At 66.1% G+C, this 12,518-nt stretch carries 9 protein-coding genes; 4 read left to right on the forward strand and 5 right to left on the reverse strand.

The features are described from left to right. Position 1 precedes the first annotated feature (1 nt). Together E8F06_RS14780 and E8F06_RS14785 are read right to left on the reverse strand one after the other, a co-directional pair. Entirely contained in the window at positions 2-1,258 is a 1,257-nt protein-coding gene (locus E8F06_RS14780; RefSeq protein ID WP_179060178.1) for an MgtC/SapB family protein, read from the reverse strand. Positions 1,259-1,424: 166 nt separating this feature from the next. Continuing rightward, positions 1,425-2,369: a choline ABC transporter substrate-binding protein gene (locus E8F06_RS14785; protein WP_280368445.1), complete on the reverse strand. Its 945-nt coding sequence runs from the start codon at positions 2,367-2,369 to the stop codon at positions 1,425-1,427. 276 nt (positions 2,370-2,645) lie between these two features. Between E8F06_RS14785 and E8F06_RS14790 the strand changes: the two genes are divergently transcribed. The 3 genes from E8F06_RS14790 to E8F06_RS14800 are packed head-to-tail and all read left to right on the forward strand — an operon-like array spanning position 2,646 to position 6,552. After that, positions 2,646-3,815 carry an aromatic ring-hydroxylating dioxygenase subunit alpha gene (locus E8F06_RS14790; protein ID WP_280368447.1) on the forward strand — a complete coding sequence of 390 codons (1,170 nt, stop codon included), beginning with the start codon at positions 2,646-2,648 and terminating at the stop codon, positions 3,813-3,815. Positions 3,816-3,837: 22 nt separating this feature from the next. Next, the gene (locus tag E8F06_RS14795) at positions 3,838-5,493 is read left to right on the forward strand and encodes a choline dehydrogenase (RefSeq protein ID WP_280368449.1); all 1,656 of its coding nucleotides are present in this window, start codon (positions 3,838-3,840) and stop codon (positions 5,491-5,493) included. Positions 5,494-5,520: 27 nt separating this feature from the next. Further along, the gene (locus tag E8F06_RS14800) at positions 5,521-6,552 is read left to right on the forward strand and encodes a GlxA family transcriptional regulator (protein WP_280368451.1); all 1,032 of its coding nucleotides are present in this window, start codon (positions 5,521-5,523) and stop codon (positions 6,550-6,552) included. 565 nt (positions 6,553-7,117) lie between these two features. Here the strand turns inward: E8F06_RS14800 and E8F06_RS14805 are convergent. Beyond that, positions 7,118-7,849, reverse strand: a complete 732-nt coding sequence (locus E8F06_RS14805; protein ID WP_179060173.1) for a class II aldolase and adducin N-terminal domain-containing protein — start codon at positions 7,847-7,849, stop codon at positions 7,118-7,120. A gap of 195 nt (positions 7,850-8,044) precedes the next feature. Here E8F06_RS14805 and E8F06_RS14810 point away from each other — a divergent pair, with 195 nt between their 5' ends. Beyond that, a complete protein-coding gene (locus E8F06_RS14810) occupies positions 8,045-9,517 on the forward strand; it encodes an aldehyde dehydrogenase family protein (RefSeq protein ID WP_280368454.1) in 1,473 nt (490 codons plus the stop codon). A 3-nt stretch (positions 9,518-9,520) separates the two neighbouring features. Here the strand turns inward: E8F06_RS14810 and E8F06_RS14815 are convergent, their stop codons facing one another. After that, a complete protein-coding gene (locus E8F06_RS14815; protein WP_280368456.1) occupies positions 9,521-10,792 on the reverse strand; it encodes an MFS transporter in 1,272 nt (423 codons plus the stop codon). 279 nt (positions 10,793-11,071) lie between these two features. Continuing rightward, complete coding sequence (ppnN, locus tag E8F06_RS14820; RefSeq protein WP_280368458.1) at positions 11,072-12,469, reverse strand: nucleotide 5'-monophosphate nucleosidase PpnN; 1,398 nt, start codon at positions 12,467-12,469, stop codon at positions 11,072-11,074. Positions 12,470-12,518: the final 49 nt, after the last annotated feature.

Here is a 12,518-nt window from a genome sequence, read left to right on the forward strand (position 1 = left end):
CCTAGACCATCAGCAAGGCCACCGTACCGGCCAGCAGGCCGCCGGCGATGAAGGGGAAGGTGCGCAGCGCCAGCCCCTTGCCACCGATCACCACGATCAGTCCCGCCTTGACCAGGCTGTTGCTCAGCACCGCCAGGAAGATGCCACGTACGGCCACTTCCGCCCCCAGTTCACGGTTCGCACCCCGCGCCAGGGACAGGGTGATGGCGTCGACGTCCGTCAGGCCTGAGAGCAGCGAGACCAGGTAGACGCCCACGTCCCCCAGGTAACGCCGGGCGGCCTCCACCAGAAGCAGGATCAGCGCCAGCAGGGCAGCGAAGCGCAGGGCTGGGCCCAACTCGAAGGGGTTCTTCAGCGGCGGCTCGGCGTTGGGCGATTCGCGGTTGGCCGCAACTCGCCAGAAAAACAGTGCCCCCGCTGCATAGACCAACGCCGCGATACCCAGCGGCCAGGCCAGGCGTGACAGCAGGGCCGGGTTCACCAGCCCTACCTCAAGCAGCACGCGGGGAAACATCAGCGCCGAGGTGGCCAGAAGGCCCGCCGCCAGCAGCGGGCGCAGGGCACGGTGTTCCTGCAGATGGGACAGGGTGATGGTCATGGCGGTGGAGGACACGGTGCCGCCGAGCAAGGCGGTCAGCAGCAACCCGCGCTGGGTGCCCACCAGGCGGATGGCGAAGTAGGCGGCGAAGCCCAGCGCGGCGATCAGCACCACCATCCACCAGGTCGCATAGGGATTGAACACCTCCCACGGGCCGTAGCCCTTGTTGGGCAGGATCGGCAGCAATACCACCGAGATGAACAGCAGCTTGAGGGCGGCCAGCAGCTCCTCCTCGCTGAGCCGCTGCAGGGCGTGGTTCAGGGCGTCCTTGAGACTCAGCAGCAGCGCAACCACGACGGCACCAGCACCGGACAGCACGTGGTGGCCGGCAACCGCCAGGCTGCCGAGCAGGAAGGTGATCAGCAACGCCAATTCGGTGGAGAGCCCGAGGTCGCCGATATACACCAGCTCGCCAAAGTAGGAGGCGATGACCAGCACGGCGAAGCAGGCGAAGATCGCCACCCACACCGCCGTGCCGAACTGCTCGCCAAGGAAGGAGGCGAATCCGCCGAGCAGCCCGGTGAGGCCGAACGAGCGAATGCCGGCAACCAGCCGCAGCGCTTCCTTGTTGCGCTCGCGCCAGCCGCGTTCTGCGCCTATCAACAGGCCGACGGCAAGGGCGCTGGCGAAATCGAGCAGGACTTCCGTGGCGTCAGGCATGGCGCTTCCTTTCGGTGGGAATGGAAGCAGTCTAGACGGCGGCGCGGGCACAGACGGGGCGAACCTGTAGGTTGTGGCTGAGCTACGCGAAGCCCAACATGTGCCGGGCGCCGTTCCTTTGATTCGCTGCGCACGCCGATGCGGTGCGCGCAGCGCACCCTACGGGCTACAGGCCCAGACTTCCTTTCACCGCCGGCAGCGCCGCCGCTCCGTCGTAGGTCGTCACCCCCGCCAGCCACTGCTCCAGCACTTGTGGATTGGCTTTCAGCCAGGCCTTGGCAGCCGCTTCGGGTTGTTCCTTGTCGTCGAGGATGGCGCCCATGATCTGGTTCTCCATGGCCAGGCTGAACTCCAGGTTCTTCAGCAGGGTGCCGACGTTGCCGCATTCTGCGCTGTAGCCCTTGCGGGTATGGGTATCCACCACCGCGCTGCCGTAATTGGGGCCGAAGCTGGCGTCGCCGCCGCTGAGGTAGCGGATGGCGAACTTCGTGTTCATCGGGTGCGGTTCCCAGGCCAGGAATACGACTGGCTTCTGTGCCTGCACGGCGCGGCGCAACTGGACCAGCATGCCGGCCTCGCTGGACTCCACCAGCTTGAAGCCGTTGAGACCGAACTGGCCCTTGTCGATCAGCCCCTGGATCAGCAGGTTGCCGTCATTGCCGGGTTCGATGCCATAGATGTGCCCTTCCAGTTGCTGGCGGAAGCGGCCGATGTCCTTGAAGTCCTTCAGGCCGGCATCGAAGGTGTACTCCGGCACCGCCAGGGTGTACTTGGCGCCCAGCAGGTTGGTGCGCACCTTCTCTACGCTGCCCTTGTCCAGGAAGGGCTTGGCGATCACTTCCATCGAGGGCATCCAGGCGCCCAGGTAGACATCGATGTTGTTCTTCTCCATGCCCATGTAGGCCATGGGAATGGAAGCCAGCTGGGTCTGCGGCTTGTAGCCCAGCCCCTTGAGCAAGGTGCTGGCCAGGCCCGTGGTGGCGGAGATATCGGCCCAACCGACTTCCGCCATACGCACGGTCTTGCAGCTGGCGGGCTCGGCCGCCAGGGCGGTGAGCGAGTGGCTGGTGAACAGGGATGCAGCGAGCAGGCACAGGACTTTCTTCGACATGGTTGACGCTCCTATCGGGCGGCTACGGCAGAAGTCAGCGGGATGCTGTGGGGCTCTTCAGGCCCCTTCGCCTGCCCGAGCATAGGAGGGGTGGAACCTGCCACTTGATGGGAAACGACATCTTCTGCCGCAGCCAGGAACGGCGGGGGAGGGTGTTGATCTTTTGCGCTGGCAACTCGTCGCTTGACATCAATTCAGCCAAATTCCGCTCCCCTAGATTGGCTCCCAAAGCAGGCCGCCGAGCCGCACGAACAACACCTGGGAGGAGTACCGATCATGCAATCCGTCGAAGCCATCAAACTGCAAACCTCCATCGAAGGCTGGGCCGAACAGGACCCCGAATCCGCCTTCACCCTGCCGTCGCGCTATTTCTTCGATGAGAGCCTGTTCAAGGCCGAACGCGACCGCATCTTCATGCATGCCTGGCATGTGGCCGGGCACAAGAGCGAGTTCCGCGAGCCGGGCCAGTACGTGGTTGTGGATATGTTCGACCAGAGTGTGGTGGTGGCGCGCAGCATGAAGGGCGAGATCCGTGCCTTCCACAACGTCTGCCAGCACCGCGGCAACCGCCTGCTGGAAGGCCGTCGCGGCACCACCGGCGGCGTGGTGCGCTGCGCCTACCACTCCTGGTGCTACGAGATGGACGGCAGCCTGCGCAGCGCGCCGCGTTGCGAGCGGATGAAGGACTTCGAGCTGCAGCAATTCAACATCCCGCAGGTGCGGGTGGAGGAACTGGGCGGCTTCATCTACTTCAACCTCGATCCCAATGCGCCGTCCCTGGCCGAGCTGTTCCCCGGCGCCGACGAGGAGATGCACCGGGTGTTCCCCGATCTCGAACGTATGCGCTTGATCGAGGAGCAGGACGTGATCGTGCCGGCCAACTGGAAGGTGATCATGGACAACTCCATCGAGGGTTATCACTTCAAGCTGTCCGGCCCCTGCCACATCGATCTGGCCAAGCTGATCGACTTCAAGGGCTACCGCCTGACCAAGCGCGACAACTGGTGGACCTACATCGCCCCGGCCAACCTCCAGGCCGGCGAAGCCTACGGCGTGAAGTTGCGGGAAGACCTGAATCCGGACGAGTGCTTCTTCAACATCGGCATGTGGCCGAACAACACCTTCTACACCTTCCCGTTCTCCGAGTTCCTAGGCACCTTCATCATGATTCCGCTGGATGCCGAGCGTTCCCTGCTGCGCTTCGGCTACTACAGCTCGAACGAAGAGACAGCGGAGGTCAGCAAGGCCTGCATGCGCTGGATGAACGAAGAGCTGGGGCCGGAAGACATCGAGCTCAACATCACCGTGCAGAAGGGTCTGCATTCCCTCGGCTACGACCAGGGCCGCTACATGATCGACGCCCAGCGCAGCAACGAGAGCGAGCACCTGGTGCATCACTTCCACCGCCTGGTGTTCAAGGGCATCCATGGCGAGGAGCGGGCCTGAGCCCGCTTCCGGAGGACGTGCCATGTCCGAGTTCGATTACCTGATTGTCGGCGCCGGCTCGGCCGGCTGCGTGCTGGCCAACCGCCTGGGCGCCGAGCCCGGTGTGAAGGTGTTGGTGCTGGAAGCCGGGCCGCTGGACCAGAGCTGGACCATCGACATGCCTTCGGCCGTGGGCATCGTCGTTGGCGGCAGTCGCTACAACTGGAGCTACAGCACTGAGCCCGAGCCCTGGCTGGACAACCGCCGCATCGGCACGCCGCGCGGGCGTACCCTGGGTGGCTCCTCGTCCATCAACGGCATGGTCTACATCCGTGGCCATGCCCGCGATTACGACAGCTGGGCCGAGCAGGGCTGCGACGGCTGGAGCTACCAGGAAGTGCTGCCCTATTTCATCCGCGCGGAGAACCACGAGCACGGCGCCGACGCCTACCACGGCGACGCCGGTCACCTGCACGTGACCGCGGGCAACATCGACACGCCACTCTGTTCCGCCTTCGTCCAGGCCGGCGTGGAAGCGGGCTATGGGCAGAGCCGCGACCTCAACGGCTTCCGCCAGGAAGGCTTCGGTCCGGTGGATCGAACCACCCGCAAGGGCAAGCGCTGGAGCACCGCCCGTGGCTACCTGACCGAGGCGTTGCAACGCGGCAATGTCACGGTCGCCACCGGTGCTTTGAGCCTGCGCATTCTCTTCGAGGGGCGCCGCGCCTGCGGTATCGAGTACGAGCAGAACGGCGAGGTGCACCAGGCCCGCGCCCGCCGCGAAGTGATCCTCGCCGCCGGGGCGATCAACTCGCCGCAATTGCTGTTGCTATCGGGCGTCGGTCCGGCGGAGGAAATTCGCGCCCATGGCCTTCCGGTCGTGCATGACCTGCCCGGCGTCGGCCGGCGCCTCAACGATCATCCGGACACCGTGGTGCAGTACCTGTGCAAGCAGCCGGTGTCGATCTACCCCTGGACCCGCGCGCCGGGCAAATGGTGGATCGGCGCGCGCTGGTTCGTCAGCCACGACGGCCTGGCCGCGAGCAACCATTTCGAGGCCGGGGCCTTCATCCGTTCGAGGGCGGGCGTCGAGCACCCGGACCTGCAACTCACCTTCATGCCGCTCGCGGTACAGCCGGGCAGCGTTGACCTCGTGCCATCGCACGCCTTCCAGATTCATATCGACCTGATGCGCCCCACCAGCCTCGGCAGCGTCACCCTGCGCGGCGCCGATCCACGGCTGTCGCCGCGCATCCAGTTCAATTACCTGAAGACCGAGCAGGACCGCGCCGACATGCGCGCCGGTGCGCGACTGGTGCGGGAGATCATCGAGCAGCCGGCCATGCGCGGGCTGAAAGGCAAGGAGCTGGTGCCGGGGCCGGATAACCTCAGTGACCAGGCCCTGGATGCCTGGGCCCGGCGTGTGACCGAAACCGGCTACCACGCCAGTGGCACCTGCAAGATGGGGCCGGCCAGCGACCCGGAAGCGGTGGTCGATCCCGAACTGCGGGTGCACGGGCTGGAAGGCCTACGGGTGGTGGATGCGTCGATCATGCCGATCATCGTCAGTGGCAACACCAATGCGCCAACCGTGATGATCGCGGAGAAGGCCAGCGATATGATCCGGGGCCAGTCACCCCTGCCTGCGGCCCAGGTCCCGGTATGGACCCATCCGGACTGGCGTGGACAACAACGATAACCAGAGCACTGACGAGAGGTGCCGAACGTGGAAGGCCTGAACTCCCGGGAACGCCCGCTGGGCGGCGACAGCACGCTGCGCGTTGGCCTGTTGGTGTTGCCGTCATTCCCCAGCCTGGGGCTGGCGGCGGTGGCCGAACCGCTGGCCATCGCCAATTGGCTGAGCCAGAAGCCGCTGTTCCAGTGGACCGTGCTGTCGCTGGACGGTCAGCCGGTACAGGCCAGTAATGGCCTGTCCAGCCAGGTGGAGGCAGGCATCAGCCCGGAGCAGGAATTCGACCTCTGCTTCGTCATCGCCAGCTTCGATGTGCACCGGCACTGCCGCAACAACCTGCTGAAGAGCTGGCTGCGCAAGCAGGCGTTGTTCGGTGCCGTGCTGGTAGGGGTGGAAACCGGCACCGAACTGCTGGCTGCGGCTGGTGTACTGGACGGCTACGACGCCGCGGTGCACTGGGACAACCTGCCGGGTTTCCAGGAGAGTTATCCCAAGGTGCGCTCCCGCGCCCAGCTCTACTGCCTCGACCGCCAGCGCCTGACTTGCGCTGGTGCCGCCGCCATCCTGGACATGATGCTCACCTGGCTGGGCAGCCGGATCGACGCTGACCTGGCCCGGGAAATCGGCATGCACCTGCTGGTGGGGCAGGTGCGCGCGCCGACGGAGAGCCAACTGGACGATGGCCAGAAGGGTGAACCGCTGCACGAAGGCAAGTTGCGTCGGGCTGTGCGCTTGATGGAGCAGACCCTGGAAGAACCCCTGGACTGCGAGGCCATCGCCAGCCGCGTCGGCCTGTCGCGCCGGCAACTGGAACGCCAGTTCAAGCAGCACACCGGGTTGTCGCCGCTGAAGTACTACATCGCCCTGCGCCTGGCCCGTGCCCACAACCTGCTGCAACAGACCAACCTCAGCGTCGCCCAGGTGGCCGCCAGTTCCGGCTTCGGTTCCCTGGAACACTTCTCCCGCGCCTACCGCGCCCGCTTCGGCTGCCCGCCCAGCGAGGACCGCAGCCAGACCTGGACCGCCCCGGTGATGCGTCAGCCGCTGACCAGGCAGGGGGCGTAGGAAGGGCGGATCTGCGATCCGCTTTAGCGATTGAAATCGCCCCCACAGAGATTCCAATCCGAGCGCGGACAGCTCCCTCTCCCTCTGGGGCGAAGAGGCACGCTTTCGAAAGCACTGCTTTCGGTGCCGATGAGCGCCTGGGCGCGAAGCGAGCTGGCCGGGGCGCAGAGCGGGGTTGGGGTGAGGGGAGTAGGCCCCGCTCGAACTCCCAAGGGCAGACCTTCGGCCTGCTTGGCGAATGAATTCGCCCCTACAGGAAAGGTGCCTACCGGATGGCACCGAATGGCCGGCGCGAGTCACCCCTCGCCCGCTTGCGGGAGAGGGGCCGGGGCGGGCCGCGTTCGGATGAGGGTGGTGGGCCGGCTCGAGTTTCCAATGGCAAATCTGCGATCTGCCTTCGCGACTGAAGTCGCCCCCACAGGGAAAAGCCCCGAGCTAGGGATAGCGATTTTCCTGCTCGATGTTTCCGTAGGTTGGGCAGAGCGAAGCGAAGCCCAACAATCCTGGGCACATTCCCCGTTGGGCTTCGCGGAGCTCAGCCACAACCTACGGCAAGACCGCTGGGCTACAACCGATACTCCACCTCTTCCCGATCGAGCATCCGCCTGAGCGCCGCAAAGTGCTTCTCGGCGAAGTCCGGATACTCCAGCCACTGTCGAGCCGTCTTGCGCGCCACCTCATCGCTGGCGATGCGCAGCGGTCGGCCGGTGGCCAGTGCGGTGATGTAGGTCTCGCAGGCGCGTTCGAAGTAGTAGAGGTCGTCGAAGGCCTGGGCCACGCTGGTGGCGGCGACCATCACGCCGTGGTTGCCCATCAGCAGCACCGGCTTGCCATCCAGCAGGCGGCTGACCCGTTCCGCTTCATCACCCAGCCCCATGCCGTCGAAACCTTCGTCTATCGCCACCCGCTCGAAAAAGCGCATGCAGTTCTGCTCGATGGGCGGCAGCCGCGAGTCGGCCAGGCAGGCCAGGGCGGTGGCGTATTTCGAGTGGGTGTGCAGCACGCAGCGGGCCTGGGGCTGGTTGCGGTGCAGGGCGCCGTGCAGGGCCCAGGCGGTGATGTCCGGGGCATCAGGGCGGTCGAGGGTGCTCGGGTCGTCGGCGTCCACCAGGATCAGGTCGCTGGCGCGGATTTCCGAGAAGTGCTTGCCGTAGGGGTTGATCAGGAACTGCCGGCCATCGGCGGATACCGCCAGGCTGAAGTGGTTGGCGATGGCCTCGTGCAGCCCCAGGCGGGCGGCCCAGCGGAAGGCGCAGGCGAGGTCGACCCGCGCCTGCCAGTGATCGAGTTTGTCCATGGGGACTCCATGCGGGGTGGGTTGTTGGATTCGAGTCTAGGGAGCCGAGGTCGGGCGACTTGATGTGGAGCGACCTTCCCTGGCGCGTTCGTTCAACCGACGCAATGCGCCAGCGATTCGCCGCAATCCATCAACCGCACGCCAGTGGGGTGGCCGACAGTGACGCCACCTTCAATCCGAACCCAGGAGATGCCCATGGCGACCCACCAACTCTTCATCGACGGCCAATGGCGTGACCCGGTCGAACCCCGGCTGCGGCCGGTGATCAACCCGGCCAATGAGGACGTGCTGGTGCAGGTGGCGGTCGCCGCTGCGGCGGATGCCGACCTGGCGATCGATGCTGCGCGCCGCGCCTTCGACCAGGGTGAATGGCCCTGGCTGGGTGTCTGCGAGCGGGCCGCAGTTCTGCGGCGCATCGCCGACGCCATCGAGGTCGATGGCGAGCACCTGGCGCGGCTGGAAACCCTCAACGCCGGCAAGACCCTCGGCGAGAGCCAGGGCGATGTGGCCAATGTGGTGGCGACCTTCCGTTTCTACGCCGCCTTGCTGGAAGCCGAGGGCGGGACCGTCAACACCCATGCGCCGGCCCATGTCATCAGCCTCAACCAGCGTGAGCCGGTGGGCGTTTGTGCACTGATCGCGCCCTGGAACTATCCGTTGCTGCAACTGGCCTGGAAGGTCGCCCCGGCGCTGGCGGCGGGTAACACCCTGGTGGTCAAGCCGAGCAGCCTGACGCCACTGACGGCCCTGCGCCTGTGTGAGCTGATCGAGCAGGTGGGATTGCCGGCAGGCGTGTTCAACCTGCTCACAGGACCAGGTGAGATCGGCGAGCGTCTGGCCGCCAGCCCGGATATCGACCTGGTGTCCCTGACCGGAGGCGCAACGGCGGGAGGCAAGGTGATGCGCGCGGCCAGTGGCAACTTCAAGCGGGTGGCGCTGGAGCTGGGAGGCAAGAACCCCAACATCGTCTTCTCCGATGCCGATTTCGAGGTGGCACTGGATCAGGCGCTCAACGCCGTTTATTTCAATGCCGGCCAGGTCTGCTCGGCGGGCTCGCGGCTGCTGGTGGAAGCGGACATCCATGACGATTTCGTCCAGGCGCTGGCGGAACGGGTGCGGCGCATCCGCCTGGGTGCCGGGTTGGCCGACGGCACGCAGATGGGGCCGGTGATCTCCGCCAGCCAGCGCGACCAGGTTCTGGACATGGTGAACGGTGCGCTGGAGGAAGGCGCCCAGCTCCTGGCCGGTGGACAGATTCCCCAGGGCGAGGGATTCGAGCGGGGCTTCTGGCTGGAGCCGACCCTGCTGGGCAACGTGCGTGCATCCATGCGCATCGCCCGCGAAGAAATCTTCGGCCCGGTGATCACCGTCGAGCGCTTCGAGGGTGAGACCGAGGCGCTGCAACTGGCCAACGGCACGCCCTTCGGCCTGGCTGCCGGTGTCTGGACCCGCGATCTCGCCAAGGCCCATCGCGTGGCTCGCCGGCTGCGGGCCGGTACGGTGTGGATCAACGACTACAACGCCGCCTTCCCCCAGGCACCCTGGGGCGGCTACAAGTCCAGCGGGATCGGTCGCGAGCTGTCGCGGGCCGGGCTGGAGGAGTTCAGCGAGATCAAGCATCTCTACCTGAACACCAGCCCGGCCGCCCTGAACTGGTTTGGCGTATGAGCCTCAGCCGGTCAGCGCCGCCCGCCGTCCACGCTCCAGGCGCACGCTGGCGAGCAGCAGCAGGCCGATCACGAAGTAGCTGCCGGTGATCAGCATGGCCAGTCGGTGGTCGCCGCCGGATAGCCAACTGGCCAGGCCGTAGGTCATGGGGCCGAGGATGGCGGAGAGCTTCACCGCTTGGCCCCAGAGGCCGAAGAACTCCGCCAGCCGCGTGGGCGGGGCGAGCAGGCCGACGATGGCGCGCCCCGCCGACTGGCTGGCGCCCATGCACAGGCCGGCGATGTTGGCGGCGGCCCAGAACAGGGTCGGGCCGCTGGCCAGCCAGATCATGCCGACCATGGCCAGCCAGCCCAGCAGGGTCAGCGCCAGGGTCGGGCGGTGGCCGATGCGGTCCTGCAGCCAGCCGAACAGCACTGCGCCGACGGAGGCGGTGATGTTGACGATGAAGATCAGCATCAGCGTGTCCTGGGTGGTGAAGCCCATCACCTGGTCGGCGTAGATGGCCGCCAGGCTGATCACTGCGGCAATGCCGGCCTGGTAGCAGACGGTGCAGGCGAGGAAACGCATCAGGTCGCGGTAGTGTCTGGCTTCGCGCATGGTCCGGGCGAAACGCGCCCAGGCGCCGCCCGCCACGGCCGGTTGCGGCTGGCTGCGTTCCTTCAGGTAGAGGAAGGTCGGGGTACTGGCGAGGGCGAAGAGCAGGGCGGTGATGACCACGCAGACCGGCACGAACTGCGCGGCAGTCTGGCCCTGCCCCTGGGCCCAGCTCACATAACCCAGGCAGGCGCCCAGGCTGACCAGGCCGCCGATGTAGCCCAGCCCCCAGCCCCAACCGGAGACACGGCCCAGTGCGTCATCGCGGGCGAGCTCCGGGAGGAAGGCGGCGATCAGGTTTTCCCCGGTGCCGAAGCAGAAGTTCGACAGCACCACGAAGAGCACCGCCAGTGCCATGGCGCCCGGTCCGGCCAAGGCCAGCGCGGCGGTGAAGATCACGCAGCCGAGGGTGCTGAACAACAGCAGGCGTTTCTTGCGTGCGGTGGCGTCGGCATAGGCGCCGATCAGTGGCGCGGTGAGGATCACCAGGGCGTAGGAGAGGGCGAGGGTACTGGTCCAGGCCAGGGTGCCCCAGGATTTCCCTTCGGCCACCACGGCGACGAAGTAGGCGTTGAAGACGGCGGTGATGATCACCGTGGTGTAGCCGGAGTTGGCGAAGTCGAACATCGCCCAGGCCCAGATTTCCCGGCGCGTCACGCCGGAGGCAAGGCTGGATCGCATGGCGCTTTATTCCCCCTGTCGAGCGTCCCGGAGAGACTAGCCCCGAGCGGGCCATCTCGCGACCGGAGTGCCTCGTGTCACGTCCTGGGGTGAATGATGGGGGCCACCATTTGGGGGCCCGGAATAGCGCCGATGGCTTTTCCTGTAGGGGCGAATTCATTCGCCAAGCAGGCCAACGGCCTGCCCAATGGAGTCAGGGGCAACTGCGTTGCCCTTGGCGAATAAATTCGCCCCTACAAGATTGCGGACCGAATCCGCAATTGTGTTTCCGTGGGAACTTCAGCCCACCAGCTCCGCCACGTGGCTCTGCACCACCCGATAGCAGGGCACATACGCTGCGCCGCCGGGCAGTTTCATCCGGTGCTGGCGGACGAAGGCCTTGAGCAGCTCGTCCAGCGGCTGCATCACCGCCGCGTCGCCGTGGATCTCGTAGGGGCCGTGCTGCTCAATCAGGCGAATGCCCTTGTCCTTCACGTTGCCGGCCACGATGCCGGAGAACGCCCGGCGCAGGTTGGCGGCCAGCTCGTGTGGCGGCAGGTCGCGGCGCAGTTCGAGGCTGGCCATGTTCTCGTGGGAAGGCTCGAACGGGTGCTGGAAGCTTTCGTCGATCTTCAGCAGCCAGTTGAAGTGGAAGGCATCCGCGCGTTCGCGGCGGTACTGCTTCACCGCCTTGAGGCCCTGGGCCATCTCGATGGCCACTGCTGCCGGGTCGTCGATGATGATCTTGTAGCGGCCCTGTGCGGCTTCGCCCAGGGTTGCGCCGACGAAGGCGTGCAATTGCTCCAGATAAGCCGCTGCACTCTTCGGCCCGGTGAGCACCAGGGGGAAGGGCAGGTCCTGGTTGTCCGGGTGCATCAGGATGCCCAGCAGGTAGAGGAATTCCTCCGCCGTACCGGCGCCGCCCGGGAAGATGATGATGCCGTGGCCCACGCGAACGAAGGCTTCCAGGCGCTTCTCGATGTCCGGGAGGATCACCAGTTCGTTGACGATGGGGTTGGGTGCCTCGGCGGCGATGATGCCCGGCTCGGTCAGGCCCAGGTAGCGACCGCCGTGGGTGCGCTGCTTGGCGTGGCCGATGGTGGCGCCCTTCATCGGACCCTTCATCACGCCCGGCCCGCAGCCGGTGCAGACGTCCAGGCTGCGTAGGCCCAGTTCGTGGCCGACCTTCTTGGTGTACTTGTATTCGTCAGTGCTGATGGAGTGGCCGCCCCAGCACACGACGATCTTCGGCTCGACGCCGGCGCGCAGGGTGCGGGCGTTGCGCAGCAGTTGGAAAACGTAGTCGGTGATGCCTTCGGAGCTTTCCAGGTCGAAGCGGCGGCTTTTGAGTTCGTTCTCGGTGTGGACGATGTCGCGCAGGGCGCTGAACAGCATCTCGCGGGTGCCGGCGATCATCTCGCCGTCGACGAAGGCGTCGGCCGGGGCGTTGATCAGTTCCAGGCGCACACCACGGTCCTGCTGGTGAATGCGAACTTCGAAGTCCTTGTAGGCGTCGAGGATGGTCTTGGCGTTGTCGCTGTGCGCGCCGGTGTTGAGGATGGCCAGGGCGCACTGGCGGAAGAGCTGGTACATGCGGCCGGAACCGGCTTCGCTGAGCTGCTGCACTTCGAATTGGGAGAGGGTGTCGAGGGCGCCCTTGGGGCTGACCTGGGCATTGATGACTTGTCTTCTGTGCATTCGGAATTTCCTTGCAACGATGCCGGAGGGCCGGTCGACCCAACGCGGC

The sequence above is a fragment of the Pseudomonas sp. BN411 genome (genome assembly GCF_029871235.1).
GTDB lineage: Bacteria > Pseudomonadota > Gammaproteobacteria > Pseudomonadales > Pseudomonadaceae > Metapseudomonas.

Coding starts and splice junctions, on each gene's coding strand:
- E8F06_RS14790 (WP_280368447.1), top strand. CDS start 2,646: ATGCAATCCGTCGAAGCCATCAAACTGCAAACCTCCATCGAAGGCTGG.
- E8F06_RS14815 (WP_280368456.1), bottom strand. CDS start 10,792: ATGCGATCCAGCCTTGCCTCCGGCGTGACGCGCCGGGAAATCTGGGCC.
- E8F06_RS14810 (WP_280368454.1), top strand. CDS start 8,045: ATGGCGACCCACCAACTCTTCATCGACGGCCAATGGCGTGACCCGGTC.
- ppnN (WP_280368458.1), bottom strand. CDS start 12,469: ATGCACAGAAGACAAGTCATCAATGCCCAGGTCAGCCCCAAGGGCGCC.
- E8F06_RS14785 (WP_280368445.1), bottom strand. CDS start 2,369: ATGTCGAAGAAAGTCCTGTGCCTGCTCGCTGCATCCCTGTTCACCAGC.
- E8F06_RS14780 (WP_179060178.1), bottom strand. CDS start 1,258: ATGCCTGACGCCACGGAAGTCCTGCTCGATTTCGCCAGCGCCCTTGCC.
- E8F06_RS14795 (WP_280368449.1), top strand. CDS start 3,838: ATGTCCGAGTTCGATTACCTGATTGTCGGCGCCGGCTCGGCCGGCTGC.
- E8F06_RS14805 (WP_179060173.1), bottom strand. CDS start 7,849: ATGGACAAACTCGATCACTGGCAGGCGCGGGTCGACCTCGCCTGCGCC.